We start from the raw sequence: 26,050 nt of genomic DNA, 5'->3' as shown, positions 1-26,050 counted from the left end.
CCGCCGACAGACGGCCGAGCACCCGTTCGGCACCCTCAAAGCCTGGATGGGCGCCACCCATTTCCTGACCCGAGGATTACAGCGGGTCAGCACCGAGATGAGCCTCCAGGTCCTCGCCTACAACTTCAAGCGCGTGATCTCGATCCTCGGCGTCGGCGGCCTCCAGGCGATCCGGGCCTGATATCCGATCTGCCCAATCTGCTTTGCCGGTAGCACGCCGACACCCCCACCTGCCCTCACCAAACACGCGTTTCCACACAGCCTCGGTCGGGATCGGACGGCCGGGCCTCGCCCGCCTCGCCATCGCTCTGCGCCACATCCATGGAACATATCATGAACATGTGTTCCGAGTTAAGCAGGAGGCGGAATGGGCTTGGTCGGCAGGACCGGTGAGCGGATGCGCGCTGATCACCCATGTGCTGCCGATCCCAGCCCAGCGCCGGTCCGCATCAGACGCGCGTCACGACAGGCCGCTGCCGGCGTCAGGCCATTCGTCATCGGGGACATCCCAGATGTCGCCGTCCTTCACGCCGTCGATCCCGTACTTCGTCAGATAGCTGCCGAGCAGGTCCCCGAAGTCGTCGGCCCTCTTCTGCTGCTTGCCTTCCTCGATCAGGCTCGGAAGGATCAGCGCCAGCGCACCGACACCCGCCGCAGCCAACCCGAGGCCGCCAGCGGCCAGCGCCGGGATCATCCGCGCCACGCTGGGGGCGAACAGCGCCAGCCCGCCTTCGACGGCGGACGCCAGGCCGGCCATCGCCCCCAGGGAGCCCGCTGCGATGCTGATCCCGCCGGTGACCGTATCGCCCTTCCGGATCGCCTGGACGCCGTCGAAGATGCCGTAGGCGCCGGCGGCGATGCCGACGATCCCGCCCAGGCCCTTGGCAGCCTGCTCGAACTTGCCCAGGTTGGAGGTCAGCTTGTCGTGGAGCCTGTTCTTCTCCTGCAGGGCCTGGCTCTCCGGGGAGACGTCGTCGAGAAGCGAGCCGACATGGTCGAGAAGATCGCCCTCGAGCTTGCCCTTCACGCCCTTCAGGTAGTCCTGGTAGCCCTTGATCCCGCCTTCGGTCATGATCGTGGCGGTCTGGATCGAGCCGGTGGTGATGTCGACGATCTGCCGCTCGGTCAGCTTGCCCGAGCCGCTGGCGCCCTTGGCGATCGTGACACCGGCCAGGAAGAGGCCGCTGACGCCATGCAGGACACCCTTGTCGGCGGCCCCCTTGACCGACGAATCAGGGCTGAAGAGCTGGAGCTCGTTGAGCGTCTTCGCCCCCTGGCGCAGCAGGTCCCAGTCGCCCCTGAAAGTGGCCAGGATCTGGTCGGGCTTTGCGACCGTCCCGTCCTGATTGATGAACAGCTCCGGATTGTCCTTGCCGACCTGCTCGATGAAGGACTTAACCTTCTCCTCATCCAGCTCGTCGCCGCCATTGATGCCGAACGCCTTTTTCAGGTCGTCGAACGAAGCGTCCTTGAAGGCGTTGTCCTGCGCGATCCGGGTGAAGTTCTCATTCAGCCGCCCGTCGAACTTCCCGGTGAATTCGGGGTCGAGCGCAGCGTTGTACAGCGCCACCTCCATGCTGAACGCACTGGCTGCCTTCTCGAAGGAACTGGTCTTGAGCAGCTCGTTCAGGCGATCGCCGGAAGCCAGCGAATTCTCGTAGAAATCCTGCAGTTCGCCGGCATGCTTGGAATTCTTGACGGCGTTCTGGATATCCGCCGCGTCCTTGATGCCCAGGGCGCCCTGGAACATCTGCGCCGATCCGAAGAACTCGGCCAGGACCGCCTGCTGGTCCGTCTTGCCGTCCTTCATCCTCGTGTCCCACAGGCTGTCGAGGGCCTTTCCGGACTTGATATCGTCGTCATAGGTCTTCTGCAGGGCGTCCTTGAGGCCCTTGTTGTCGTCCAGCAGCGTGGTGATCTGCTTGGAGCTGTTCTCGTTCAGATACTTGACGACCTCCGGGTCGCTCTCGAGGGTCTCGATATGATCGTTGACGTCCTCGAGCAGCTTCTCCGGATTCGGATGGCTGCGCACGCGGTTGGCGATGCTGACGATGGAGTAGTCGTCCTTCCACATGCCCGCCGCGGCGCCCTCGGTGATCAGCTGCCGGGCCGTCAGCAGCTCCTGAAGGGCAGCGGCTTTTTCTTCCGTGGAGTGATTTTCGGGGTGCTCGAACAGGTCCTGGTTCAATTGGCTGGTATCGGTGCCCGCGACGACATTCCTGTCGGCGACGCCTGACAGGAAGGTGATGGCCGAGGCGGCATCCTTCGGGGCCTGCGCCGCCAGCCAGTTCTTCACGTCGTCCTGGCTGAGATTGCCGTCGGGCTTGAGTTTCAGCGGGTCCTGCGCCGTCTCGAGCGTGTTGAAGGCGCCCGGCTGCGACCAGAAATCGAGCGCCTCCTTGAACTCCTCGCTGATCTGTGGGTTCTCGTCCCTGTACTTCCTCAGCGCTTCGGCCGTCAGGTTGTCGCCCGAACCGGTCTTGCCCCTGATCGCGTCGAAGTTCTCGCCGATGATGGCCGCGTATCTGGCCAGCGTTTTCGACGCCTCATCCGCGTCCGGATTGGCTTTCAGGAAGTCCTTGTAGCTGCCGATATCCTCGGCCTTCTTCACGCCCGGAAGGGTGGAGAAGCCGTATTTGCCGAAATCCTGAAGGCGGCCAGCCTCCGTGCCGTGTCTTGCTTCGCCGCTCTTGGTGAAGCCGTCGACGCTGGTGTTGGCGACGTCCCCACCGGACAGGGCGTTGCCCGTCTCGTCATACATCGTGATGCGATCGAGGACTTGGCTCGCCCTGAATGCGGCATCGGCATCCGTCTCGAAATCGCCGACCCGTTCCTTCAGCATGTCCTTGACGCCGCTCTGGTTGCCCAGATTTTTCAGCAGCGGCGAGTCGTCGATGATCTCTTGCGCCGAACGCTTGTCGTCGTCCGGCAGCTCCCATTTGATCCCCACCATCTCGGCCTGTTCGCGAGCTTCCGCGTCGGCGCCGACGGAGGCCGGGTTTTCGAGCTGGCCCTTCAGGTTGGAGAAGCCGTATTTGCCGAAGTCCTGCAGCCGGCCGGCTTCCGTGCCGTGCCTGGCGTCGCCGTCCTTGGTGAAGCCGTCGACGCGGCCATTGCCGATGTCGCCTCCGGCGATCCTGTTTCCGCTCTCGTCGAACTTCTCGACATGCTCGAGAACCTGCGCCGCCCTGAAGGCGGCGTCTGCATCCGTCTCGAAATCGCCGACCCGTTCCTTCAGCATGTCCTTGATGCCGCTCTGGTTGCCCAGATTTTTCAGCAGCGGCGAGTCGTCGATGATCTCTTGCGCCGAACGCTTGTCGTCGTCCGGCAGCTCCCATGTGATCCCCACCATCTCGGCCTGTTCGCGGGCTTCCGTGTCGTCGCCGGCGGAGGCCGGGTTTTCGAGCTGGCCCTTCAGGTTGGAGAAGCCGTATTTGCCGAAGTCCTGCAGCCGGCCGGCTTCCGTGCCGTGCCTGGCGTCGCCGTCCTTGGTGAAGCCGTCGACGCGGCCATTGCCGATGTCGCCTCCGGCGATCCTGTTTCCGCTCTCGTCGAACTTCTCGACATGCTCGAGAACCTGCGCCGCCCTGAAGGCGGCGTCTGCATCCGTCTCGATGTCGCCGCCGACCCTGTCCTCCAGCATGTCCCTGACGCCGCTCTGATTGCCGAGATCGCGCAACAGGGGCGTGTCATTGATGATGTCCTGCGCCGAGCGATCGTCACCCTTCGGCCGGTTCCAGACTATCCCCGCCTCCCTGGCCGCTTTCTTGGCCTCTTCCCAGGCGTTGATGGTTTCGGGGTCTGTCCTGGGGTCTGCCGCGCCCAGGGCGGAACGGTCGGTCGCTGCGTCGACTTTCACCATGTGACAGGCTTCTCCGGCATCTGCGATGTTTCAGTCCGATATGACTATGAGCCTAGGGACCGCCCGTGAACGGCGTGTGACAGGGTGATGCCTTTTTGCCGAGGATGGTTTCAGGGCCCGCTGCAGCGACGGATGAAGACGCAACCCGCCGTCACATCCGCGGCGGCTGCCTCGTCCTGTCTTCGGAGCGGCCCCGGATGCGACCGGCCGCCGAGATGGAGAAGCACCATGACCTTCGTTTCCAGGAAGATCGCCGCGGTTGCGGTCCTGGCCGGAACCATCGGCTTCGCCGGCGGCCAGGCCTGGACGGCCGCCCGGGCGGCGGGACAGGGCGACACGGTCACGCCGCTGACGGCGCAGCCGCTGGCCAACATCCCGGGCAAGTCGCTGACCGCGCTGACCGTCGACTACGCCCCCGGCGGCACCTCGCCGGCGCACCACCACCACGCCTCGGCGACGCTGTTCGCCTATGTCGTGTCGGGCGCCGTCCGCTCGCAGGTCAATGGCGGCCCGACCGAGGTGTTCCGCGCCGGCCAGTTCTGGATCGAGCCGCCCGGCTCCGCCCACGGCGTCAGCGAGAACGCCAGCGCGACCGAGCCGGCCAAGCTGGTGGTGGTCGCGGTCGGCGACACCGGCGCCACGCTGACGACCTACGACAAGTAGGCCGTCAGGCGGCTGGCCGCTGTCGACTTGACTCAAACTGCCCATGACACAAAATCTGTCTGCATGGCGCAGATGCATTTTGGAGGGCGAGATGGCCGACGCGACTGACGACCTCACGGTCGGCGAGGCATGTGTCGTCACAGGCCTTCGCCCCGACCAGATCAACGATGCGATCGACCGGAAGCGTGTTCCTTCCCGCTGGGTGACGGCGCAAGGCGGACGTCGACGGCTCGACAAGAGGGGATTGGTGGCCTTCAAGATCGAGACGTCGCTGGCAGGACGAGTTCCCGTGGAGATCCGCCAGCGTTGGTACGCCAAGCTGGCGGAAGGAGCATCGCCGGGACGACTCGTGACGAAGGACCCCGAAACCAGCGTGACGTATCAAGTCGATCTGAGGCCCTATCGGGCTGATATCGACAGCCGGTGGAGAAAGCTGAAGAGCGCGAAACGGCTGATCGTCGAGGATCCGGACATCCAGGCAGGCGCGGCAACCTTCAAAGGGACCCGGATCCTCGTCCATCCGATCGCAGATGCGCTCGCCGCCGGCATCTCCGAAGCCGAGCTGCTCGAGGACTATCCCAGGCTGACGCGCGATATGCTCGATGCCGCCCGGATCTGGTGCGTGGCCTACCCGCGCCGCGGTCGCCCTCGCGCCAAGGCGCCGTGGCAGGAGGCGTCCGACCGGACCAAGCGGGGGCGATGACCGCCCCCTGCTTTCTGATCGACGAGTGCCTTTCCCGAGCACGTTGCGATGTGGCCTACCAACGGGGCTATGCTGCCCAGACGCTCGTGGATCTCGGCAAGGCCGGGCTCAAGGACTGGGATGTCATCAAGGTCGTTGCGATGCACGACCTCGTCCTCGTCACGAACAACGTTATCGATTTCCTAGCACTTTATCGCCTCCAGACGATCCATCCAGGCGTGGCGTTGCTCAAGGGCAGCATTCCCGGCCGCGACGCCCAGTGCCGCGCCTTCGCCGCACTTCTCGATGCTGTTGATCTCGATCCCGATCTTGTGAACCAGGTGGTCGAGGTCACTGTGGACACAACGAAGGGGTGGTCGATCCGGCGATATCCGCTGCCCTGAGAAGCCACAGGCTGGGAGCGCGGAGCCCGGCCATCCGGCCAGCCGCCCTACCCCTTCAGCCCGATCACCTCGCGGCCGATCAGCATGCGGCGGATCTCGGAGGTGCCGGCGCCGATCTCGTAGAGCTTGGCGTCGCGCAGCAGGCGGCCGGTCGCGAATTCGTTGATGTAGCCGTTGCCGCCGAGCGCCTGGATGGCCTGCAGCGCCATCCAGGTCGCCTTCTCGGCGGCGTAGAGGATGGCGCCGGCCGCGTCCTGCCGCGTCACCCGGCCCCGGTCGCAGGCGCGGCCGACCGCGTAGACGTAGGCGCGGCTGGCGTTCAGCGCGACATACATGTCGGCGACCTTGCCCTGCATCAGCTGGAACTCGCCGATCGGCCGGCCGAACTGCCGCCGGTCGCGGACATAGGGCAGGACGATGTCGAGGCAGGCCTGCATGATGCCGAGCGGCCCGGCCGCCAGCACCGCGCGCTCGTAGTCGAGGCCGCTCATCAGCACGCGCACCCCCTCGCCGACCCGGCCGAGCACGTTCTCCTCCGGCACCTCGCAGTCCTGGAACACCAGCTCGCAGGTGTTCGAGCCGCGCATGCCGAGCTTGTCGAGCTTCTGGGCGGTGGAGAAGCCCTTGAAGCCCTTCTCGACCAGGAAGGCGGTGATGCCGCGCGGGCCGGCCGCCGGGTCGGTCTTGGCGTAGACCACCAGCGTGTCGGCGTCCGGCCCGTTGGTGATCCACATCTTGTTGCCGTTGAGGACCCAGCGGTCGCCCTTCTTCTCGGCCTTGAGCTTCATGCCGACGACGTCGGAGCCGGCGCCCGGCTCGGACATCGCCAGCGCCCCGACATGCTCGCCCGCGACCAGCTTCGGCAGGTAGCGGCGCTTCTGCTCCTCGGTGCCGTTCAGCCGGATCTGGTTGACGCAGAGGTTGGAATGGGCGCCGTAGGACAGGCCGACCGAGGCCGAGGCGCGGGAGATCTCCTCCATTGCCACCATGTGCTCGAGATAGCCCATGCCGGCGCCGCCGTATTCCTCCTCGACCGTCACGCCGAGGACGCCGAGGTCGCCCATCTTGCGCCAGAGATCCATCGGGAACTGGTTGTCGCGGTCGATCGCGGCGGCGCGCGGCGCGATCTCGGCTTCGGCGAAGCCGCGCACCGAATCGCGCAGCATGTCGGCGGTGTCGCCGAGCATGAAATCGAGGCCTTGCGGCTCGTTGGGGATCATGGCGGGCGTCGCTCCCAGTCGCAGCGGTGTTTGCCGCACTGTAGCAAAGCCGTCGCCGCAAAAGAAAAGCCGCGCGATGCCGTGACATCGCGCGGCTGCCCTAGTGGTGGATCGGAGTCCCGGACGCCCGTGGGCCAAGCGTCCGGGCCGATCCCCCCGACCGGCCTGAGCCGATCAGAGCACGAAGTCGGACGCGACCAGCGAGGCCGCACCCTTGACCTGGATCTCGAAGTCGGCACAGCCGTCGCCGTTGATGTCGCCGCTCAGGATCCCGCCCTGGAAGTGCAGCTGCCCGGCCACGCCGGTGAAGTTGGCCGACCCGATGAAGCTGAAGGCCTGGTCACCGGCGACCTTGGTGCTGGCGTCGATGAAGTGCAGGTCGATCTTGTCGCCCTGGCTGTGGTTGAAGTCGAGGATCACGTCTCGGCCGGCGCCGACCGTGGTGTGCGCGATCGACTGGAACCGGAAGCTGTCGGCGCCCGCGCCGCCGGTCAGGGTATCGGTCCCCGCGCCGCCGTCGAGGACGTCGTTGCCGGCCTTGCCGTCGATGATGTCATTCCCGGCCAGGCCGGCGATGCCGTTGTTGGTCTCGTTGCCCCAGAGGGTGTTGCCCAGGGCGTTACCGACCGCCTGGGTGCCCGAGCCCTGCGCCAGCATCAGGTTCTCGACGTTGTCGGCCAGGGTCCAGCTCTTGGTCGAGACCACCCAATCGGTCCCGCCGTTCGCCAGCTCCTGAGTCCGGTCGCCGAAGTTGTCGACGTAGTAGATGTCGTTGCCGACGCCGCCGATCATGACGTCGGCGCCGGCGCCACCGACGATGGTGTCGTTGCCGATGCCACCGGTGATGGTGTCGTTGCCGGCATCGCCATAGGCGGTGTCGTTGCCCGTGCCGCCGTCGATGCGGTCATCGCCGGCATTGCCGCGGATCCGGTCGTCGCCGAGATAGCCGTTCAGGATGTCGGCATTGGCGCCGCCATTGACGGTGTCGGCCGAGCCGGCCACGTCGCCGACGATGTTGGCCAGGGAGTTGGCGCCCAGGCCGACGACGTTCAGCACCGAGCCGAGCAGGCCGGTGACGACGTCGAGCGGACCGATGTTGCCCAGGCCGCTGATGTCGATGCTGAACACGGCATCGCCGAGCGAGGCCAGGACGGTGTCGAGCGCAGCCTCCAGGCTGACGCCGCCGCCGAGCAGGCTGCCCAGGATGCCGTCGAGGTCGATGATGCCGCCGAGGCCGTCGCCGCCCAGCAGCCCGCCCAGCACGCCCTCGACCGTCGCCAGCACGCCGCCGAGGATGCCCTCGACCGTGCCGCCGATGTTGCCGAGGTCGAGCCCGCCGAGGGTGCCGCCCAGGATGTCGCCGCCCAGCAGGCCGTCGAGCAGGCCGGTAACCGTGCCGAGCAGGCCGCCCAGCAGGTCGCCGCCCAGCAGGTCGCCGCCCAGCAGGCCGTCGAGCAGACCGGTGACGGTGCCGAGCACGCCGCCCAGCAGGTCGCCGCCGCCGAGCAGGCCGCCCAGCAGGTCGTTCAGCGTGTCGGTGATGCCGCCGAGCAGGTCGCCGCCCAGCAGGTCGCCGCCGAGGATGCCGTCGAGCAGATCGGTGACGGTGCCGAGCAGGCCGCCCAGCAGGTCGCCGTCGAGGACGCCGCCCAGCAGGTCGCCGCCCAGCAGGCCGTTCAGCAGGTCGCCGACCGAGCCGAGCAGGCCGCCCAGCAGGTCGCCGCCCAGCAGATCGCCGCCCAGCAGGCCGTTGACGATGCCCTCGACCGCCCCGATCAGGCCGCCGAGCAGGTCGTCGCCGCCGAGCAGGCCGCCCAGCAGGCCACCGAGCAGGTCGTCGCCGCCGGTCAGGCCGCCGAGCAGGCCGTCGACCAGATCGAGCACGCCGCCCAGCAGGTCGCCGCCCAGCAGGTCGCCGCCGAGGATGCCGCCCAGCAGGCCGTTCACCGTCTCGAGCAGGCCGCCCAGCAGGTCGCCGCCCAGCAGTCCGTCGAGCAGGCCGCCGTCCAGCAGATCGCCGCCGAGGACGCCGTTCAGCAGGCCGCCCACCGTTCCGAGCACGCCGCCGAGCAGGTCACCGTCCAGCAGGCCGCCGAGCAGGTCGCTGCCGCCCAGGATGCCGCCGAGCAGGCCGTTCGCCGTCTCGAGCACGCCGCCCAGGATGCCGCCGAGATCGGCGTTCAGGATACCGCCGAGCACGTCGCCGCCGAGGATGTCGCCGAGCAGGCCGCCGACCGTCTCGAGCACGCCGCCGACCAGGCTGCCGAGCACGTCGGCGTGCAGGATGCCGTCGAGCAGATCCTCGACCGAGCCGAGCAGGCCGCCGGTCAGATCGCCGCCGAGCGCACCGCCGAGCAGGCCGTTGAGCAACCCATCGACCAGGCCGAAGACGCCGCCGAGGAGCCCTTCGCCCTCGGAGCCGCCGAAGACCAGGCCGTCCAGGGAGCCCAGGACGCTCTTCACCGTGCCGATCACGCCGCTGAGAGCGTCGTCGCCCAAAAGATTCCCGAGCAGACCGTCATCACCAAGCAGCCCGCCAAGAAGGCCGTCGCTGCCGAGAAGGCCGCCGAGGAGACCGTCATTGCCCAGCAGACCGCCGAGCAATCCGTCATCCCCGAGCAGGCCGTCAAGAAGACCCATGTTATCCCTCCTCCAAGAAATCTTGCCAAGCCGACAGCCCGGCCGCCGCCCATTGGGCCAGCCAGCCGGCATTCAGGCAAAAAGCGATATGGCTGTCCATAGAAATTCTCGTTTTTTACTTTTCAGTGACGAAATAGACGGATGGATTTGGCCCCAGATAAATTCAATCACTCGATCCTGTTCTATCGTTTCTGTCGAACAGTTATTTTATTTCTATATGATAAAATAAAATTGCATGCGCGATTTCGGACCCGATCGCCGGCGGCGGGCGGCGGCATGGACTGGCAGGAGATGAGACGAGCGGACGAGGCGCCGGCCCCGGCCGCGACAACCGGGGCGGCGTTTGCGGTCGCATTGCCCCGGCCGGCGGGATAGACTCAGGGAGGTCGTGAGAACGGCTGGACAGCGGCCGGGATCGCCCCGTACAACCCTGAGTATTCATGACGGGATATGCACTGCAATTGCGCAGTGGCCCCAGAGCCGATGAGGGAGGGCGTATTGAGCGTGGAATCCACTGGTATTAGCGAAGCCGATCTGCGCGAAGCATTGAAGAAGCTGGCGGTGGCGAGCGACCTGCGCTTCGGTCAGGTGGTCGGGCTGGCGGCCGTGGTGGCGCTGCTGCCGGGCGTCGAGTCGATTCCCGTCGAGAAGGTCGAAGCGGTGGTCGAGCGGCTGACCCGCGGCGTGCCGGGCGGCCAGAACCTGAAGATCCCGGCCCTGAACATCGCCCGCAACGTCATCACCGCCGCCGCCGAGGCCAAGAGCTCCGGCACCGCCTGAGCCAATGGTCCTATCCCGTCGCTGCCGGCCAAAGCCTTCGGCACAGGCGATGGTGATCGAGGCTCGGCCGTGCGTGACCTCTCCCGCCGGACGCGGGAGAGGTCGGACATCCGCCAGGATGTCCGGGTGAGGGCTGGCACAGGCCTCGACAAAGGGCCCTCACCCGGAGCCGCTTCGCGTCTCCGACCTCTCCCGCAAGCGGGAGAGGCGATTTGCGCGCTCCGGGCTGCTTTCGTCGTTCCCTGACGACGGGGCAGGATGATCAGGCGGCGGCGGTCACAGCAGGACCAGCGCGGCCAGGCCGAGGAAGGCGAAGAAGCCGATCACGTCGGTGACCGTGGTCAGGAACACGCCGCTGGACACCGCCGGATCGACCCCGAAGCGCTGCAGCGCCAGCGGGATCACCGTGCCCGAGAAGGCGGCGGCCAGCAGGTTGATGATCATGGCCGCGCCGATCACCAGCGCCAGGCGCGGATCCGAGAACCAGAGCCAAACGACCCCGCCGGCGATCGCCGCGAACATCAGGCCGTTGAGGGCGCCGACCAGCACCTCCTTCCACAGGACGCGGACGGCGTTGCTGTCGGTCAGCTCGCGCATCGCCAGGGCCCGCACCGCGACGGTCAGGGTCTGGGTGCCGGCATTGCCGCCCATCGAGGCGACGATCGGCATCAGCACGGCCAGCGCCACGACCTTGCTGATCGTATCCTCGAACAGCCCGATCACCGCCGAGGCCAGGACCGCGGTCAGCAGGTTGACGAACAGCCAGGAGAAGCGCGAGCGGGTGGTGGCGGCGACGTCGCGGTAGAGGTCGCTCTGCTCGCCGATGCCGCCGAGGCGGAAGATGTCCTCCTCCGCCTCCTCGTCGATGACGTCGACCACGTCGTCGAGGGTGATGACGCCGAGCAGCCTGCCGTCCTGGTCGACGACCGGCGCCGAGACCATGCCGTAGCGCCGGAAGAGCAGCGCCACCTCCTCCTGGTCCATGGCCGCCGGGATCGGATGGATGTCCTCGAGCCCCAGCTCCGACAGCCTGGCGGGGCGCCGGCCGCGCAGGAAGCGCGCGAGCGGCAGCTGGCCGGTCGGCCGGCCGTGCACGTCGACCAGGAACAGGCTGTAGAACTCGTCCGGCAGATCCTCGGCCGTGCGCAGCCAGTCGATGGTCTTGCCGACGGTCCAGTAGTCCGGCACCGCCACCAGCTCGCGCTGCATCAGCCGGCCGGCGGAGTATTCCGGGAAGTCGAGCCCTTCGAGCAGGACGCGCCGGTCCTCCGCCGGGACGTTGGCCAGGACCGCGTCCCGCCCGCCCTCGTCGAGGGTCTCGATCAGGGCCAGCGCGTCGTCGGAATCGAGCTCCTGCAGCGCGGCCGCGACGTCCTGCGGCCCGAGCAGGTCGAGCACCTCCTGCCGGACGTCCTCGTTCAGCCAGGCCAGCGCCTCGGCGTCGGTGGTGAGCTGGACCCGGATCAGCCCGACGACGACGCGGCGGTCGTCCGGATGCAGCGCCTCCAGCAGCGCGGCCAGATCGGCGGAATGGAGCGGCGCCAGCCGCTCCTCCACGGTCTCGAAGCGCTGGGCGTCGAGCGCCTCCTCGATCTCCTGCACGAAACCGGGCGGCAGACCGTACTCCTGGGGCTCGGCCGGCGCCGTCTCCGTCACCTCACACCGACAGGGCTTCGAGCGCCAGATGCGACGCCTGCCGGGCATGGGCGTCGATCGGGCAGACCGCCCCCGCCAGCTGCGCGTCGACCGTGGCGATCGCGGTGACGTTGACGAGGCCGCGCACCGACACCGACGGGGTGACGATATGCGCCGGCCGGGCGACGCCGAGCAGCATCGGGCCGATCGAGATCGCCTCGCCCAGCACCTTCAGCATGTTGAAGGCGATGTTGGCGGCGTCGAGCGACGGCAGCACCAGGAGGTTGGCGCTGCCGGTCAGCTTGCTGTCCGGGAAGATCCGCTGGCGGATCTCCTCCGACAGCGCGGCGTCGGCATGCATCTCGCCCTCGACCTCGAGGTCCGGCGCCTGCGCGCGGATCAGCGACAGGGCGTGGCGCATCTTCACCGGCGACGGCCCGTCCATGGTGCCGAAGTTGGAGTGCGACAGCAGCGCCACCTTCGGCACGATGCCGAGGCGCTTGATCTCCTCCGCCGCCAGCAGCGTGGTCTCGGCGATCTGCTCCGGCGTCGGGTCCGGGGTGATGTAGGTGTCGGCCAGGAAGAAGGTGCCGCGCGGCAGCACCAGGGCGCTGAGCGCGGCCGGGGTGGTCACCCCCGGCGCCAGGCCGATGACGCTGAGCACGTCCCGCAGATGCGGCCGGTACGGGCCGTAGCTGCCGCAGATCATGGCGTCGGCTTCCTGCTTCTGCACCATCAGCGCCGCGATCACGGTCGAGTTGGTGCGCACCACGGTGCGGGCCACGTCCGGCGAGACGCCGCGCCGGGCCAGCAGCTGGTGGTACAGGCGCCAGTATTCGGTGTAGCGGGGGTCGTCCTCGGGGTCGACCAGCTCGACGTCGCGGTCGAGCTTCAGCCGCAGGCCGAGCTTCTCGATCCGCCGCTCGACCACGCCGCGGCGGCCGATCAGGATCGGCCTGGCCAGCTGGTCGTCGAGCACGACCTGGACCGCGCGCAGCACGCGCTCGTCCTCGCCCTCGGCATAGGCGACGCGCTTGGGCTCCTGCTTCGCCAGGTTGAACACCGGCCGCATGACGAGGCCGGAGCGGAAGACGAACTCCTCCAGCTTGCCGGCATAGGCGGCGAAATCCTCGATCGGCCGGGTGGCGACGCCCGACTCCATCGCCGCCTTCGCCACCGCCGGCGCGATCTTGATGATCAGCCGCGGGTCGAAGGGCTTCGGGATCAGGTAGTCCGGGCCGAAGCTGAGCTGCTGGTCGCCATAGGCGGTGGCGACGATGTCCGACCCCTCCTGCATCGCCAGATCGGCGATCGCCTGCACCGCGGCGATCTTCATCGCCTCGTTGATCGCCGTGGCGCCGACGTCGAGCGCGCCGCGGAAGATGAAGGGGAAGCAGAGGACGTTGTTGACCTGGTTCGGATAGTCCGACCGGCCGGTGGCGATCACCGCGTCGGGGCGGATGGCCTTGACCTCCTCCGGCATGATCTCCGGCGTCGGGTTGGCCAGCGCCATGATGATCGGCCGGTCGGCCATGCGCTGCACCATCTCCTGCGTCAGCACCCGCGGCGCCGACAGGCCGAGAAAGATGTCGGCGCCGCCGATCACCTCGGCCAGCGTCCGCGCCTCGGTCTTGCGGGCGTAGCGCTGCTTGCGCGGGTCCATCAGCTCGGTGCGGCCTTCCCAGACCACGCCGGCGATGTCGGTGACCCAGATGTTCTCGAGCGGCAGCCCCATGTCGACCAGGAGGTCGAGGCAGGCCAGCGCCGCGGCGCCGGCGCCGGAGGCGACCAGCTTGACCGATTTCAGGTCCTTGCCGACGACGCGCAGCCCGTTGGTGATGGCGGCGGCGACGATGATGGCGGTGCCGTGCTGGTCGTCGTGGAAAACCGGGATCTTCATCCGCGCCCGGGCCTTGGATTCGACCTCGAAGCACTCTGGCGCCTTGATGTCCTCGAGGTTGATGCCGCCGAAGGTCGGCTCCAGCGCCACGATGATGTCGACCAGCTTGTCCGGGTCGGTCTCGTTGACCTCGATGTCGAAGACGTCGATGCCGGCGAACTTCTTGAACAGGACGCCCTTGCCCTCCATCACCGGCTTGGCGGCGAGCGGGCCGATGTTGCCGAGGCCGAGCACGGCGGTGCCGTTCGAGATCACGGCGACGAGGTTGCCGCGGCTGGTGACGCGCGACGCCTCCTGCGGGTCGGCGACGATCGCCTCGCACGCCGCGGCGACGCCGGGCGAATAGGCCAGGGCCAGGTCGCGCTGCGTGGCCAGCGGCTTGGTCGGGGCCACCGCGATCTTTCCGGGGGTCGGGAGGCGGTGGTAGTCGAGGGCAGCTTCGCGCAGATCGCTGGACATCAGGGGATCCGGACAGCGTTACGGGTCGAGCCGTTATAGGCAGCGTTCCGCCCGGGCGGAAGGGCCGCGACGGGAGGCTGCCTCCCGAAACGCGAAAGGCCCGCCGGTGAGGGCGGGCCTTGCGAAGAATGGTGCGGTCGAGAAGACTCGAACTTCCACGGGGGTTAGCCCACAGCGACCTCAACGCTGCGCGTCTACCAATTCCGCCACGACCGCACGGCAGGCGTGCCCACGAGGGGCCTTGCCTTCCGAGGTGCGGGGGGATTAGCAGATCGCATGCGCCCGATCAAGCAGCCCGATGAGATGATCGCGATTCCGTCTTCCGCCGTCGCCGAAACCGCCGTTCCGGGCGGCCCGGCCCGGCCCGCGCCCGACTGGCGCCCCCCCGACTGGCGCATCGACGACGGCCCGGTGCCCTATCCCGAGGCGCTGGCGGCGATGGAGGCCCGGGTCGCGGCGATTCGCGCCGGCACCGCGCCGGAGCTGGTGTGGCTGCTGGAGCACCCGCCGCTCTACACCGCCGGCACCAGCGCCCAGGACGGCGACCTGCTGGCGCCCGGCCGCTTCCCGGTCTTCCGCACCGGCCGCGGCGGCCAGTACACCTATCACGGGCCGGGGCAGCGGGTCGGCTACGTCATGGTCGACCTGAAACGGCGCAACCCGGATGTGCGCGCCTATGTTCATGCGCTGGAGGAGTGGCTGATCCGCGCCCTGGCGCGGTTCCAGGTGAAGGGCGAACGGCGCGAGGGCCGGGTCGGCATCTGGGTCGAGCGCGACGGTTTCGAGAAGAAGATCGCCGCGATCGGGGTGCGGGTGCGGCAATGGGTGACCTTCCACGGCGTGGCCCTGAACGTCGACCCCGATCTGTCGCATTTCGCCGGCATCGTGCCCTGCGGCCTGGCCCAGTACGGCGTGACCTCCCTGGTCGATCTCGGCCTGCCGGTGACCATGGCGGATGTCGACCTGGCCCTGCGCGAGGCCTGGGACGAGGTGTTCGAGGGGTGAATCAGACCAGCGTCTGAAACATTGATCCGTCATGGCGAGCCCCGCCCCTGAGTCCAATTGGGGGGCGTGGCTATCCAGGGCCGCTCGCATCGGCCCCTTGGATGGCCACGGCGCTCCGCGCCTCGCCATGACGGGGAAGGGACTGAAAAGTCGATCTCGAAAGCCGCTGGTATCAGAAGCCCTGGAACAGGAAGTCCAGGGCGTCGACGATGGCCGAATGCTGGTCGGCCAGAGACCCAATGCGATCACCAAGGCTGCCGACAGGAACCGAGGCCATCGCAGGCGTAGCAAGAATATAAGGCTGACCGGCAACGTTGAAGACGGGCTGCAGCCGCTGCGCCGGCTTCATCTTGGTTCGAGCGAGAGGAATGAGCGGCACGACCACGCAGGTGTCCAGATGGTCATGGAACTCCGATTGAACCTTCAGCGCGAGAGCCACATCGGATCCCGTGACGCGATGGACGTCGAAGCGCATCAGAATTGCCGGAATTTCGCGAAGGGCAGCCCCTCTTCCGCTACCCATTCATTGTAGCTTCGGATCGCCTCGGCATTCTCTTGCTTCCAGAGCTCGCCCTCGTGCCGGCGCACCGCCTCGACGATCGCATCCTCGGCGATCCTGGAAATGTTCAGGCCATATTCCCTGGCGCGGCGGGTCGCCTCGGCCGAGAGGCTGAGATTGGTCGCACGGCGCGGGGTGCGCTTTTCGTCGGTCGAGATCATGGGCACAGTATGCGCACTCCCGGTGCGCATAGCAAGATTGTCTGACTCGGCTGGGGACATTCCTCCACACCGATCACACCGCAGTCGCCAATACTTCTCCAGAATCAATCCTTCCCGTTCAACCCGCTCGTTGTGGCTCCGGGTTGCCTCAGCGTTTCGCTTCCTCCAGGCCGCCGCCTCGTCCCGGCGCCTGGCCTCGTCGGCCGAGTCCTTCGGGTCACGATCTTTCGTCTTGTTCCGATCGGGCATCTGGTACCCTCCCCGGTCCGATCGCCGAATCCGAGTCCCATCATGCTCCTCCAGGCCGAAGCCATCACCCTCAAGATCGGCGGCCGGGCGCTGTTCCAGGACGCCAGCTTCGCCGTCCATCCCGACGACCGGATCGGCCTGGTCGGCGACAACGGCAGCGGCAAGTCGACCCTGATCCGGGCGCTGCTGGGCGAGACCGAGCTGGACCGCGGCCGCATCGTGCGTAAGCGCGGCCTCCTGATCGGCCATGTGCCGCAGGCGGTGCCGGCCGGGATCCTGCCCCTGACCCTGCACGAGGCGATGGTGCGGGCCCTGCCCGAGGCGGCGCGCGACGATCAGGCCTGGCGTGCCGACGTGGTGCTGGACGAGCTGGGAATCGAGCCGGAGCTTTGGCATGCGCAGACGGTCGCCGAGCTGTCCGGCGGCTGGCAGCGCCTGCTGCTGGTGGCGCGGGCGACGCTGGCCGACCCCGACCTCTTGATCCTGGACGAGCCGACCAACCATCTCGACGTCGGCAAGGTGATGCGGCTGGAGCGGTGGCTGACCGAGCATCTGCGTCTGCCCTTCATCCTGGTATCGCACGACCGCGAGTTCCTGGACCGGGTGACCGACCGGACCATCATCCTGCGCGGCGACCGGGTGCGCGCCTACGGCACCTCCTTCTCCCAGGCACGGCAGGAGCTGATCCGAGAGGACCTGGCGGCGCTGCAGCAGGCCGAGCGCGACGAGAAGGAGGTCGAGCGGCTGGAGCGCGCGGCCAAGCGTCTGGCGATCTGGTCCAACCTGAAGGGGCACAATCCCGATATGGCCCGGCGGGCCAAGGCGGTCGCGGCCCGGGCCGAGCAGCAGCGGGCGCGCGCCACCGTGGCGCATCGCGAGGCGCGGCGGGACATCAACCTCGACACCGGCGCGGTCCAGCGCGAGACGCTGGTGCGCATCAAGGACCACGTCGTGCGCACCGAGACCGGGCGCGAGCTGCTGCGCATCGAGCAGGAGTTCATCCGCCGCGGCGACCGCATCGCCCTTCTCGGCCTGAACGGCACCGGCAAATCGCATCTGATCCGCGACCTGATGGCGGCGATCACCCGGGCGGCGGCGGGCGACGCGCCGATCGGCCAGTCGATCACCGCCAACCCGCAGCTGCGGCCCGGCTATCTCGACCAGCACCTGTCCGACCTGCCGCGGCAGATGCCGGTGAACCGGGCGCTGCAGGCGGCCTCGACCCTGCGCGATTCCGAGCTGGTGCGGGAGCTGCACAACATCGGCATCCCGATCGAGAGGCAGGCGACGCCGGTCGCCCAGCTCAGCTATGGCGAGCAGCTGCGCTTCACCTTCCTGCTGCTGCGGCTGCGCCAGCCCAACATCTATCTGCTGGACGAACCGACCAACCACCTGGACATCGCCGGGCGCGAGCGGCTGGAGGACCTGCTGTCGCGCGACGACGCGACCTGCGTCTTCGTCACCCATGACCGGCGCATGCTGCGCGGCATCGGCACCCGCTATCTGGAGATCCGCAACCGCCGGCTGGTCGAGGTCGAGGGGCCGGACGAGTTCCTGGAGCGGGCGGCGGCCGCAGCCTGAATCGGCCGGGAACATTCCGGCCGCACCCTGTCGCTTGTGGCGCATCCGCGACTAGGAAAGCTCTCCGACCTGCTGTTAGGATGGGTCATTTCAAGGGGCGACCATCCTTTCGGACGGGCCACCGAAACGGCTGCCAGCCTGAGCCTGCCCGCGAGGAACCAAAGCGGGCGATTTCGAGCCGACGGAGTGCGCATGTCCGATATCATCGATCAGATCAGGGACGCCTACGACACGGTCCCGTATGATTCCCATTCCTTCCCGACCACGTCCCCCGACCACCTCGAGACCGTCGCGCATCTCTTCGGCCTGTCGGCCCCGAAGGTCGCGACCAGCCGGGTGCTGGAGCTGGGTTGCGCGTCCGGCGGCAACATCCTGCCGCTCGCGCTGCGGTATCCGGAGAGCCGTGTGGTCGGCATCGACCTGTCGCCGGTCCAGATCGACGCGGGACGGAGGACCGCCGCCGAACTCGGGCTGAACAACATCGAGCTGCACCAGGGCGATCTGAGCGAGATCGCCCCGACGCTCGGGGTCTTCGACTACATCATCTGCCACGGCGTCTACAGCTGGGTGCCGCCGGAAGTGCAGGAGGCGATCCTTCGCGTCTGCCGTGAGAACCTCGCCCCCGATGGCGTCGCCTTCGTCAGCTACAACTGCTATCCGGGCTGGAAGGCGAAGGAGGTCATGCGCGACGCCATGATCCTGCGCAGCCGCCACGCAGGGTCGAAAGAACAGCCGCTGGCCTATGCCCGGGGGATGATCGATTTCCTCTCCGGCGTCACCGACCCCAACAGCCTGATGGGCCGCATCGTGGCCGAGCAGACCGGCGCCCTGAAATCGTTCCACGAATCCTATCTCCAGCACGAGTTCCTTGAGCTCTACAACTCGCCCTGTTATTTCGGGGACTTCGTCGCGGCGGCGGAGAAGGCCGGGCTGGCCTATCTCGGCGATGCGGTGCCGTCGTCGATGTTCGCCGCCAATTTCGGCGCTTCCGTCGCCGGCCCGCTGCTGCGGGAATGCGGCGACAGCCAGATCCGGCTCGAGCAGTATCTCGATTTCGTCAGCAACCGGGCGTTTCGCCAGACCCTTCTGGTCCATGCCGATCGGGCCGGGGATATTCGCTACCGCCTCGACGGCGAGCGGCTGCGGCAGCTTCATGTCGCCGCCTTCCTTCCGCCCCAGGGAGACGCCGTGCTGGACGATGCGCCGCGGCCCTACGGCCCGCCGAGCCTCCGTCCCGTGATACTGCCGAAGCGATCGGTTAAGGCGGCGGCGGCGGCGCTGACCGCGGCCTGGCCGGGGACGCTGGATTTCCGGTCGCTGATGGCGGCGGTCGAAGCCGCCCTCCCCGGCGAGATGCCGGCCGAAGCCGAAGCCGAGGTGACCGACCTCATCGAATTGCTGGTGATGCTCGATCGCGGGAAGGTCCGGCTGAGCCCGGTGGCCAAGCCCGGGCCGGCGTTTGCGGTGCCGGAGGCGTGGCGGCGCTATGCGGCGTGCACGGAGAAGGCGGGGATGGCCCGGATCACCAACGCTTGGCACGACTCGGTCGTTCTCGACGTGGTGGAACGCTGCCTGATCGCGCATCTCGACGGAACGCAGGGGGAAGAGGACCTGATCGAGCGGCTCGTCGAATGCGTCGCGAAGGGCGATCTGTCCTTCAGGCTGGCCGACCGGACGGTGAGCGACCCCGACGACATCCGGCGCTGCGCCAGGGAGCACCTCGACCGGGTCATGGCTCAGTTCCCCCTGCGTTTCGTGTTCTGACGTATCGGCGAGGTCCAGAGCGGGATGAATTGAGGTCGGGTCACGTCACCGCATCTGGCAGGGCTGACGGGATGTCGGGCGTCTTCGCGTTGCCTCTCCCGCCGGACGCGGGAGAGGTCGGGCTCGCGCAGCGAGACCGGGTGAGGGCTGGCCCGGGCCTCGACAAATTCCCCTCACCCGGAGCCGCTTCGCGTCTCCGACCTCTCCCGCAAGCGGGAGAGGCAACGCCTCACTGCCTTCAATCGGGATGACCCATCTAAACCCATCCCGCTCTAAGCCGCCGCCTCCAGCGCCACCCGGGTGGCCAGGGTCAGCGGCTGCGGCAAGGCGTCGAGGGCGAACCAGCCGATCGCGGCCAGCGCCGCCGGCTCGCGGTTCGCCGGCTCGCCCACGGCGATCGCGGCGCGGTACACCGGCGCCACCCAATGGCTGCCGGCGGCCTGGTCGATCTGGTCGACCAGGCAGAGCAGCCCATCGAGCCGCAGCACGACGCCGAGCTCCTCCTCGATCTCGCGCAGCACCGCCGCTTCGACCGTCTCGCCGAAATCGACCTTGCCGCCGGGCAGGCCCCAATGCCCGGCCTCCGGCTCCCGCCGCCGCTGCACCAGCAGCAGCCGGCCCGACGCGTCGCAGATGAAGGCGCCGACGCCGAGCCGCGGCGCAGGAGCGCCGGTTACAGCGTCGGCCATTGCGCGAAGCCGGGATGGTCGGGCGGCTCCGCCTCCGTCATCTGCACCCGGTCGACCAGCGCGACGCTCGGCCCGCGGCGGCAGGCCGCGGCCACCTGGTCGACGGCGTCGGACCGGCCGGACAACAGCGCCTCGACCGAGCCGTCGCGGCGGTTGCGCACCCAGCCGTCCAGCCCGGCCGCCGTGGCCTGGCCGGCCAGCCAGGCGCGGTAGCCGACGCCCTGGACCCGGCCGGTGATGCGCAGCGACAGCGTCTTGCGATCCGCGCTCATTCCTCCTCCTCCGGTTCCTCCGGCAGCGCACCGCCGTAGAGCGCGGCGGCGACCAGGCGGACGGCGAAGCGCGCTTCGGCCTCCAGCCGCTCCGCCTCGAACCAGTGCATGTCGACCGTCAGCGTCGGCGGGTCGGAGACGTGCAGCGCCCGGTTGCGGGCCCGGCGCAGGACGTCGAAGCGCTCGTCCAGCCCGGCCTCGGCGAACAGCCTTCCGGCATTGAGATAGGGGTCGTGCGCCCGACCGGAAGCGATCGCCTGCTCGCGCAGATGCGCTTCGATCACGGCGACGGCGAGGATCACGGTCGCGACCCAGGCGCCGGCGCCGAACACGGTCTCGAGCTCGACCAGCAGCGCCTGGGCGTGGTCGCCGACCGACACCGCCGGGCCGGGGCGGCCGCCCACCCCGCGGCCGGCCATGACATCGGCGAACCAGCGGGCGCGGGCTTCGGCCTCGTCCCCGGTGCCGCGACCCGTCACTGGGCGAAGATCTCCTCGCACTTCCGCAGATCGCCCTCGATCCGCGTCTTTTCCGCGCTCGGCGGCCGGTTCGGGCCGGCCAGGTCCTTGATCCGGGTGCAGTAGTCGGCCCAGGCGCCCAGCGCCCGGTCGTCGACCCGGATCATGAAAGGATCGGTCGGGCCGGGCGGCGGGTGCAGGTCGTCGTCCCGCATCTGCGCGATCGGCGGCGGCGGCCCCGGATTCTCGGGCGGGATGAGGCCGTCGCCGCAGCCGGCCAGCAGCAGCGCCGGCAGGGTGATTCGGAGGATCAGGTTCGGCATCGCGTTCTCCCGGCCTCAGGCCGCTGCGAATTCCAGGATCTTCTGGTCGACCGCCAGGCTGTCGCCCGGCTTGGCGTGCAGGGCCCCGACCACGCCGTCGCGCTCCGCCCGCAGGATGTTCTCCATCTTCATCGCCTCGACCACCGCCAGCTCCTGCCCGGCACGCACCGGCTCGCCCGGGGCGACCGCGACCGAGACCAGCAGGCCCGGCATCGGCGACAGCAGGAAGCGCGACATGTCGGGCGGCGCCTTGACCGGCATCAGCTCCGCCAGCGCCGCGGCGCGCGGCGTCAGCAGCACCAGGTCGGCCTCGCCGCCGGCATGGGTCAGGCGCAGCCCCACCGGGCGGCGGTCGACCTGCGCCACCAGGCGCTCGCCGTCCACCGTGCCGTCGAACAGCATCTCGCCCGGCCGCCAGCGTCCCGCGACCGCGAAGGGCCGGCCGTCGAGGACGACACGCCAGCCGTCCGCCGCCTCCTCCACTGTCACCGGCCGGTTCCGTCGGCCGGACCGCAGCACCCAGTCGCGCGGCCCGGCCGCGGCGCCGCGCAAGGCCAGGCGGTGCAGCAGCGCGGCGCCGAGGGCGGCCACGCGGTCGGCCGCCTCTCCCGCCGGGGCGGTGCCGTGAAAGCCGTCGGGGAACTCCTCGGCGATGAAGCGGGTGGTCAGCCGGCCCTCGACGAAGCGCGGATGGTGCATCAGCGCCGCCAGGAACGGGATGTTGTGGCTGACGCCGCGGATCACGAAGCCGTCGAGGGCGCTGCGGATCGAGGCGATGGCCGCGTCGCGGTCGGCGCCGATGCCGATCAGCTTGGCGATCATCGGGTCATAATGCATCGAGATCTCGCCGCCCTCCTCGACGCCGGTGTCGACCCGGACCCCGGGCCCCTCCTCCGGCGCGCGATAGCGGGTCAGCCGGCCGATCGAGGGCAGGAAGCCGCGCAGTGGGTCCTCGGCATAGACCCGGGCCTCGATCGCCCAGCCCTGCAGCCGGACGTCGTCCTGCCGGAACGGCAGGGGCTCCCCGGCGGCGATTCGGATCATCAGCTCGACCAGGTCGAGGCCCGTGACCGCCTCGGTCACCGGATGCTCGACCTGGAGGCGGGTGTTCATCTCCAGGAAGTAGAAGGAGCGGTCGGCACCGACGATGAACTCGACCGTGCCGGCGGAGCGGTAGCCGACGGCCCGGGCCAGGGCGCAGGCCTGCTCGCCCATCGCCCGCCGGATGGCCTCGTCCAGAAAGGGCGACGGCGCCTCCTCGATCACCTTCTGGTGGCGGCGCTGGATCGAGCATTCGCGCTCGCCGAGATAGACGGTGTTGCCGTGCGCGTCGGCCAGCACCTGGATCTCGATGTGCCGCGGCTCCTCGATGAACTTCTCGGCGAAGACCCGGTCGTCGCCGAAGGCGGAGCGCGCCTCGTTGCGGGCGGAGCGGAAGCCCTCGCGCGCCTCGGCGTCGTTGCCGGCGACGCGCATGCCCTTGCCGCCGCCGCCGGCCGAGGCCTTCAGCATCACCGGATAGCCGATGCGGCGGCAGACCGCGACCGCCTCCTCCTCGTCGGCGATCGGCGCCAGATGGCCGGGCACGGTCGAGACCCCGGCGGCCTGGGCCAGCTTCTTCGATTCGATCTTGTCGCCCATCGCCTCGATGGCGCTGACGCCGGGGCCGATGAAGGCGATGCCCGCCGCCTCCAGCGCCGCGCAGAAGCGCGGATTCTCCGACAGGAAGCCGTAGCCGGGGTGCACCGCCTGGGCGCCGGTGGCGCGGCAGGCTTCGACGATTCGGTCGATCACCAGATAGGACTGGGCCGAGGGCGCCGGGCCGATCGGCACAGCCTCGTCGGCCAGGCGGACATGCACCGCGTCGGCATCGGCCTCGGAATAGACGGCCACGGTCTTGATGCCCATGCGCCGCGCGGTCCGGATGACGCGGCAGGCGATCTCGCCGCGATTGGCGATCAGGATCTTGTCGAACATCGTCCCTTCGAGAGGCGGTCGGGCCATGGGCGCAAGATTGCGTCCCAGCCGTGCCGCGCCGCAACAGGAAAGCGGTGGGGACTGCTTCCGCCTACTCCCCCGCCGGCGGCAGCACCCGGCTGGCGACCGGGGAGGACAGGATCAGCGAGGAGGTGGTGGCGCCGAAGGCGGCGAGGCGCAGCAGGATCTCGTCGAGATGCTGGATCGACCGGGCCACCACCTTGAAGACATAGGCGTCCTCGCCCGCGACCTCGTGACACTCCACCACCTCGGGCACGGTGCGGGCGAAATCCTCGACCGCCGGGAACGTCTCCGCCCGGCAGCGCAGGCGGACGAAGGCGGAGAGGCCGTAGCCGAGGCGGGCGCGGTCGATCTCGGCCCGGAAGCCCTTGATCACACCCTGATCCTCCAGCCGCTTCACCCGCTCGGCCACCGCCGGCGGCGACAGGCCGACCAGACGGCCCAGCTCGGCATAGCTGGCCCGGGCGTTCTCCTGCAGCGCCAGCACGAGGGTACGACCGATGGCATCGAGGCGGTGTTTCGCATCCATCCGAATCGCCCCCGTTGGTTTCGACGTCGCATTGGTTTAATCGAAGGGCCGGCGAACCACCATTCGCGATCGCTCTGTTATCACACGAGGCCGGCGGCACCCCATCCGTGATGCTTGATCCCTTCCTGTTCGCCAAAGGCGTCGCGCTCGGTATCGCCATTGCCGCGCCGGTCGGCCCCATCGGCGTCCTGTGCATCCGCCGGACGCTGATCCACGGCCCCCGCTTCGGCATCCTGACCGGCGTCGGCGCGGCCTTCGCGGACGGGTTGTTCGGCCTGATCGCCGCCTTCGGCATGGTGGCGCTGAGCGCCTGGTTGATCACGCTGAAGGACGCGCTGCACCTGATCGGCGGCACCGTGCTGCTCGTGCTGGCCGTCCGCACCCTGCTGCACGCCGGCCATATCGAGCGCGACCCGGAGACCGGGCGGACGGAAGGCAGCGAGATCACGGCGGTCGTGACGGCCTTCCTGCTGACCCTCAGCAACCCGATGACGATCCTGACCTTCGCCACCGCCTTCACCGCGGTCGGGCTGGCGGAGACGCTGTCCTTCGCCTCCGGCCTGATCCTGGTCGCCGGCGTGCTGCTCGGCTCCGTCTCCTGGTTCACGACGCTGAGCTTCGTCGTCTCCGCCACCGGCGGCCGCCTGACGCCGCGGACGCTGCTGTGGATCGACCGCGTCGCGGGCCTGCTGCTGCTGGTGTTCGCGGCCTATATGTTTTTGGCGCTGTATCTGCGGTGGTAGCCGCTTCGCTTCGTCGTCGCGGATTGACAAGCCGCGCCGCTCTGGCCGAGTGTGCCGGCCCTGCCGGGAGGCTCGAGACTCCCCGCCTGGAGAACTGAACGGACGCGTCCTGGAATGAAGCTTTCGATCCTCCGCGCCGGCGTGGCGCTGCTCCCGCTCCTGTTCGCCGCCCCGGCGATCGCGCAGCAGGCCGCCCAACCGGAACAGCCCGCGAAGCCGGCGGAGGCGCCCGCGGCCCCGGCCGCCCAGCCGCAGCAGCAGACCCCGCCGGCCCAGGGGGCACCGCAGCAGGGCCGACAGGTGCCGCTGCCGAAGGAATTCAGGATCGACGCCGGCGGCTGGAGAGGCGGCGCCGTCCCCAATCCGAGCAATGGCCAGTTCGCCTATTGCGGCATCCAGAAGCCCTATGACGGCAATTCCGCCCTGAGCTTCCAGATGGCGCCGGACTATGCCTTCAACGTGGCCCTGATCCGGAAGGACTGGGGGCTGAAGGAAGGCGACAAGGGCCAGGGCCGCATCCGGGTCGACGCGAGCTTCGACAAGAGCTTCGAGGCCCTGCCGGTCAACCCCGAGGCCTATGTCATCCCGACCGGGCCGAACGGCGACCTGTTCCAGGCGATCGCCAAGGGCAACAAGGCCATCGTGACCACCCCGAAGGGTGAATACACCTTCCCGCTCACCGGCACCGGGGCGGGCCTCGCCGCGCTGAAGAGCTGCATCGACGCCGCCCGCCAGCTGATCGCGCAGTCCCAGGCCAACAACCCGCCGGTCGACCCGCGCACGCTGATCGGCGCCCAGGGCTTCGGCATGCCGGTCGGGGCGCTGCAGGACATCCTGAACGGCGCCGGGCTGCAGAATGTCGGCATCGCCGATCCGCGCAAGCTGCCGCGCGACCCGCTGCAGATCAACCAGGCCTGGCAGGTCGGCACCGACGGCAAGGTCGTCGGCGGCCTGCACCAGGAGCCGCGCGGCGACGCGGTCGAGATCGACCAGTTCGCCAAGCGCTATCTCGAGATCATGAAGTCGGTCTGCAACACCGACTGGCAGAGCAGCGACCAGCCGGCCGTGATCATGGGCCCCTACGCCATGAAGCGGGCCGATCTGAGCTGCACGATGAACCAGCAGAAGATCGCCGCCGCGCTGGTCTTCACGCTCGACGACAACTACTACAGCGCCTTCTTCCACCAGGCCCTGCAGACCGACAAGGCGCTGGCGGAAGACGCCTCGGCCAAGCTGGCCGACTTCATCCAGAAGCAGATGGCGGCGGTCGAGGCGGAGAAGCAGAAGCAGCAGAACGGCCAGGGCGCAACCCCGGAAGCCGGCCAGACCGGCCAGCCGGAGGCGCCGGCCACCCCGCCGGCCGAGGGCGGCAGCCAGCCGGCCCCGGCCGCGCCCGGCTCCGGCGGCTGATCGGCCCGGCACGGTACCCGACGCGAGGGCGGATCCATCCCGGATCCGCCCTTGTTGTTTGCGG

General features: G+C 68.8%; 23 protein-coding genes and 1 tRNA gene. 10 read left to right on the top strand and 14 right to left on the bottom strand.

From position 1 onward, the window contains the following. On the top strand, positions 1 to 181 hold a 181-nt coding region (locus G537_RS43090; protein WP_026872184.1), incomplete at its 5' end, for a transposase. A 279-nt stretch (positions 182 to 460) separates the two neighbouring features. Here G537_RS43090 and G537_RS0123390 read toward each other — a convergent pair. Further along, entirely contained in the window at positions 461 to 3,862 is a 3,402-nt protein-coding gene (locus G537_RS0123390; RefSeq protein ID WP_051248977.1) for a type III effector HrpK domain-containing protein, read from the bottom strand. Between the two features lie 228 nt (positions 3,863 to 4,090). On the opposite strand from G537_RS0123390, the gene G537_RS0123385 reads away from it, so the two are divergent. From G537_RS0123385 to G537_RS0123375, 3 genes are all read left to right on the top strand, one after another. Next, complete coding sequence (locus tag G537_RS0123385) at positions 4,091 to 4,525, top strand: cupin domain-containing protein (RefSeq protein WP_026872182.1); 435 nt, start codon at positions 4,091 to 4,093, stop codon at positions 4,523 to 4,525. Positions 4,526 to 4,616: 91 nt separating this feature from the next. Beyond that, positions 4,617 to 5,228, top strand: coding sequence for a DUF433 domain-containing protein (locus G537_RS42290; protein ID WP_051248975.1), 612 nt, complete (start codon positions 4,617 to 4,619; stop codon positions 5,226 to 5,228). Beyond that, the gene (locus G537_RS0123375) at positions 5,225 to 5,611 is read left to right on the top strand and encodes a DUF5615 family PIN-like protein (protein WP_026872181.1); all 387 of its coding nucleotides are present in this window, start codon (positions 5,225 to 5,227) and stop codon (positions 5,609 to 5,611) included. The genes G537_RS42290 and G537_RS0123375 overlap by 4 nt, the downstream gene beginning before the upstream one ends. Positions 5,612 to 5,658: 47 nt before the next feature. Here the strand turns inward: G537_RS0123375 and G537_RS0123370 are convergent, their stop codons facing one another. Both G537_RS0123370 and G537_RS42285 read right to left on the bottom strand, forming a co-directional pair. Further along, positions 5,659 to 6,831 (bottom strand): isovaleryl-CoA dehydrogenase, encoded by a 1,173-nt coding sequence (locus G537_RS0123370; protein ID WP_026872180.1) that lies wholly within the window; start codon positions 6,829 to 6,831, stop codon positions 5,659 to 5,661. 174 nt (positions 6,832 to 7,005) lie between these two features. Further along, positions 7,006 to 9,471, bottom strand: coding sequence for a calcium-binding protein (locus tag G537_RS42285; RefSeq protein ID WP_155888733.1), 2,466 nt, complete (start codon positions 9,469 to 9,471; stop codon positions 7,006 to 7,008). A 498-nt stretch (positions 9,472 to 9,969) separates the two neighbouring features. On the opposite strand from G537_RS42285, the gene G537_RS0123355 reads away from it, so the two are divergent. Next, entirely contained in the window at positions 9,970 to 10,251 is a 282-nt protein-coding gene (locus tag G537_RS0123355; RefSeq protein ID WP_155888732.1) for a hypothetical protein, read from the top strand. Positions 10,252 to 10,527: 276 nt separating this feature from the next. On the opposite strand, the gene mgtE is transcribed toward G537_RS0123355, so the two are convergent. The 3 genes from mgtE to G537_RS0123340 form a co-directional block, all read right to left on the bottom strand. After that, complete coding sequence (gene mgtE, locus G537_RS0123350; protein ID WP_245579092.1) at positions 10,528 to 11,907, bottom strand: magnesium transporter; 1,380 nt, start codon at positions 11,905 to 11,907, stop codon at positions 10,528 to 10,530. A gap of 1 nt (position 11,908) precedes the next feature. Next, positions 11,909 to 14,245, bottom strand: coding sequence for an NADP-dependent malic enzyme (locus tag G537_RS39465; RefSeq protein WP_051248966.1), 2,337 nt, complete (start codon positions 14,243 to 14,245; stop codon positions 11,909 to 11,911). Positions 14,246 to 14,374: 129 nt separating this feature from the next. Next, positions 14,375 to 14,461, bottom strand: a tRNA-Leu gene (locus G537_RS0123340). A 60-nt stretch (positions 14,462 to 14,521) separates the two neighbouring features. Between G537_RS0123340 and lipB the strand changes: the two genes are divergently transcribed. Further along, positions 14,522 to 15,250 (top strand): lipoyl(octanoyl) transferase LipB, encoded by a 729-nt coding sequence (gene lipB / locus G537_RS0123335; protein WP_245579089.1) that lies wholly within the window; start codon positions 14,522 to 14,524, stop codon positions 15,248 to 15,250. 172 nt (positions 15,251 to 15,422) lie between these two features. Here lipB and G537_RS0123330 read toward each other — a convergent pair whose 3' ends face one another. Both G537_RS0123330 and G537_RS0123325 read right to left on the bottom strand, forming a co-directional pair. Continuing rightward, a complete protein-coding gene (locus G537_RS0123330) occupies positions 15,423 to 15,725 on the bottom strand; it encodes a CcdB family protein (protein WP_051248963.1) in 303 nt (100 codons plus the stop codon). Beyond that, positions 15,725 to 15,970: a type II toxin-antitoxin system CcdA family antitoxin gene (locus G537_RS0123325; protein WP_026872176.1), complete on the bottom strand. Its 246-nt coding sequence runs from the start codon at positions 15,968 to 15,970 to the stop codon at positions 15,725 to 15,727. The genes G537_RS0123330 and G537_RS0123325 overlap by 1 nt, the downstream gene beginning before the upstream one ends. A 291-nt stretch (positions 15,971 to 16,261) precedes the next feature. Here G537_RS0123325 and G537_RS0123320 point away from each other — a divergent pair, with 291 nt between their 5' ends. Further along, on the top strand, positions 16,262 to 17,800 hold the full coding sequence (locus tag G537_RS0123320) for an ATP-binding cassette domain-containing protein (RefSeq protein WP_034852725.1): 1,539 nt from the start codon (positions 16,262 to 16,264) through the stop codon (positions 17,798 to 17,800). Positions 17,801 to 17,836: 36 nt separating this feature from the next. Continuing rightward, complete coding sequence (locus G537_RS39460; protein ID WP_155888731.1) at positions 17,837 to 19,564, top strand: methyltransferase regulatory domain-containing protein; 1,728 nt, start codon at positions 17,837 to 17,839, stop codon at positions 19,562 to 19,564. Between the two features lie 272 nt (positions 19,565 to 19,836). Here G537_RS39460 and G537_RS0123310 read toward each other — a convergent pair whose 3' ends face one another. From G537_RS0123310 to G537_RS0123285, 6 genes are all read right to left on the bottom strand, one after another. After that, positions 19,837 to 20,253 carry an NUDIX domain-containing protein gene (locus tag G537_RS0123310; protein WP_026872174.1) on the bottom strand — a complete coding sequence of 139 codons (417 nt, stop codon included), beginning with the start codon at positions 20,251 to 20,253 and terminating at the stop codon, positions 19,837 to 19,839. Further along, on the bottom strand, positions 20,238 to 20,525 hold the full coding sequence (locus tag G537_RS0123305) for an acylphosphatase (protein ID WP_026872173.1): 288 nt from the start codon (positions 20,523 to 20,525) through the stop codon (positions 20,238 to 20,240). Before G537_RS0123305 ends, G537_RS0123310 begins: the two co-directional genes overlap by 16 nt. Next, entirely contained in the window at positions 20,522 to 21,004 is a 483-nt protein-coding gene (locus G537_RS0123300; RefSeq protein WP_026872172.1) for a hypothetical protein, read from the bottom strand. Before G537_RS0123300 ends, G537_RS0123305 begins: the two co-directional genes overlap by 4 nt. Then, positions 21,001 to 21,306 (bottom strand): hypothetical protein, encoded by a 306-nt coding sequence (locus G537_RS0123295; RefSeq protein ID WP_026872171.1) that lies wholly within the window; start codon positions 21,304 to 21,306, stop codon positions 21,001 to 21,003. The genes G537_RS0123300 and G537_RS0123295 overlap by 4 nt, the downstream gene beginning before the upstream one ends. Before the next feature lie 15 nt (positions 21,307 to 21,321). Then, positions 21,322 to 23,283 (bottom strand): acetyl-CoA carboxylase biotin carboxylase subunit, encoded by a 1,962-nt coding sequence (locus G537_RS0123290; protein ID WP_026872170.1) that lies wholly within the window; start codon positions 23,281 to 23,283, stop codon positions 21,322 to 21,324. Positions 23,284 to 23,374: 91 nt separating this feature from the next. Next, positions 23,375 to 23,833: an Lrp/AsnC family transcriptional regulator gene (locus tag G537_RS0123285; RefSeq protein ID WP_026872169.1), complete on the bottom strand. Its 459-nt coding sequence runs from the start codon at positions 23,831 to 23,833 to the stop codon at positions 23,375 to 23,377. A gap of 110 nt (positions 23,834 to 23,943) precedes the next feature. On the opposite strand from G537_RS0123285, the gene G537_RS0123280 reads away from it, so the two are divergent. Continuing rightward, positions 23,944 to 24,576, top strand: coding sequence for a LysE family translocator (locus tag G537_RS0123280; protein ID WP_026872168.1), 633 nt, complete (start codon positions 23,944 to 23,946; stop codon positions 24,574 to 24,576). Positions 24,577 to 24,690: 114 nt separating this feature from the next. After that, positions 24,691 to 25,986, top strand: a complete 1,296-nt coding sequence (locus tag G537_RS39455) for a hypothetical protein (RefSeq protein WP_034852724.1) — start codon at positions 24,691 to 24,693, stop codon at positions 25,984 to 25,986. Positions 25,987 to 26,050 lie beyond the last annotated feature (64 nt).

The organism is Inquilinus limosus DSM 16000 (assembly GCF_000423185.1).
Taxonomy (GTDB): domain Bacteria; phylum Pseudomonadota; class Alphaproteobacteria; order DSM-16000; family Inquilinaceae; genus Inquilinus; species Inquilinus limosus.
This window is presented reverse-complemented; position numbering and strand designations above follow the sequence as displayed.

Bases quoted from the DNA above. Each gene is read 5' to 3' on its own strand.
- G537_RS0123295 (WP_026872171.1), bottom strand. From the start codon at position 21,306: ATGCCGAACCTGATCCTCCGAATCACCCTGCCGGCGCTGCTGCTGGCC.
- lipB (WP_245579089.1), top strand. From the start codon at position 14,522: ATGCGCCCGATCAAGCAGCCCGATGAGATGATCGCGATTCCGTCTTCC.
- G537_RS39465 (WP_051248966.1), bottom strand. From the start codon at position 14,245: ATGTCCAGCGATCTGCGCGAAGCTGCCCTCGACTACCACCGCCTCCCG.
- G537_RS0123330 (WP_051248963.1), bottom strand. From the start codon at position 15,725: ATGCGCTTCGACGTCCATCGCGTCACGGGATCCGATGTGGCTCTCGCG.
- G537_RS0123280 (WP_026872168.1), top strand. From the start codon at position 23,944: ATGCTTGATCCCTTCCTGTTCGCCAAAGGCGTCGCGCTCGGTATCGCC.
- G537_RS0123370 (WP_026872180.1), bottom strand. From the start codon at position 6,831: ATGATCCCCAACGAGCCGCAAGGCCTCGATTTCATGCTCGGCGACACC.
- G537_RS42290 (WP_051248975.1), top strand. From the start codon at position 4,617: ATGGCCGACGCGACTGACGACCTCACGGTCGGCGAGGCATGTGTCGTC.
- G537_RS0123310 (WP_026872174.1), bottom strand. From the start codon at position 20,253: ATGGCCGACGCTGTAACCGGCGCTCCTGCGCCGCGGCTCGGCGTCGGC.
- G537_RS0123375 (WP_026872181.1), top strand. From the start codon at position 5,225: ATGACCGCCCCCTGCTTTCTGATCGACGAGTGCCTTTCCCGAGCACGT.
- G537_RS39455 (WP_034852724.1), top strand. From the start codon at position 24,691: ATGAAGCTTTCGATCCTCCGCGCCGGCGTGGCGCTGCTCCCGCTCCTG.
- G537_RS42285 (WP_155888733.1), bottom strand. From the start codon at position 9,471: ATGGGTCTTCTTGACGGCCTGCTCGGGGATGACGGATTGCTCGGCGGT.
- G537_RS0123390 (WP_051248977.1), bottom strand. From the start codon at position 3,862: ATGGTGAAAGTCGACGCAGCGACCGACCGTTCCGCCCTGGGCGCGGCA.
- G537_RS0123325 (WP_026872176.1), bottom strand. From the start codon at position 15,970: ATGATCTCGACCGACGAAAAGCGCACCCCGCGCCGTGCGACCAATCTC.
- G537_RS0123320 (WP_034852725.1), top strand. From the start codon at position 16,262: ATGCTCCTCCAGGCCGAAGCCATCACCCTCAAGATCGGCGGCCGGGCG.
- G537_RS0123385 (WP_026872182.1), top strand. From the start codon at position 4,091: ATGACCTTCGTTTCCAGGAAGATCGCCGCGGTTGCGGTCCTGGCCGGA.
- G537_RS0123285 (WP_026872169.1), bottom strand. From the start codon at position 23,833: ATGGATGCGAAACACCGCCTCGATGCCATCGGTCGTACCCTCGTGCTG.
- G537_RS0123290 (WP_026872170.1), bottom strand. From the start codon at position 23,283: ATGTTCGACAAGATCCTGATCGCCAATCGCGGCGAGATCGCCTGCCGC.
- G537_RS0123305 (WP_026872173.1), bottom strand. From the start codon at position 20,525: ATGAGCGCGGATCGCAAGACGCTGTCGCTGCGCATCACCGGCCGGGTC.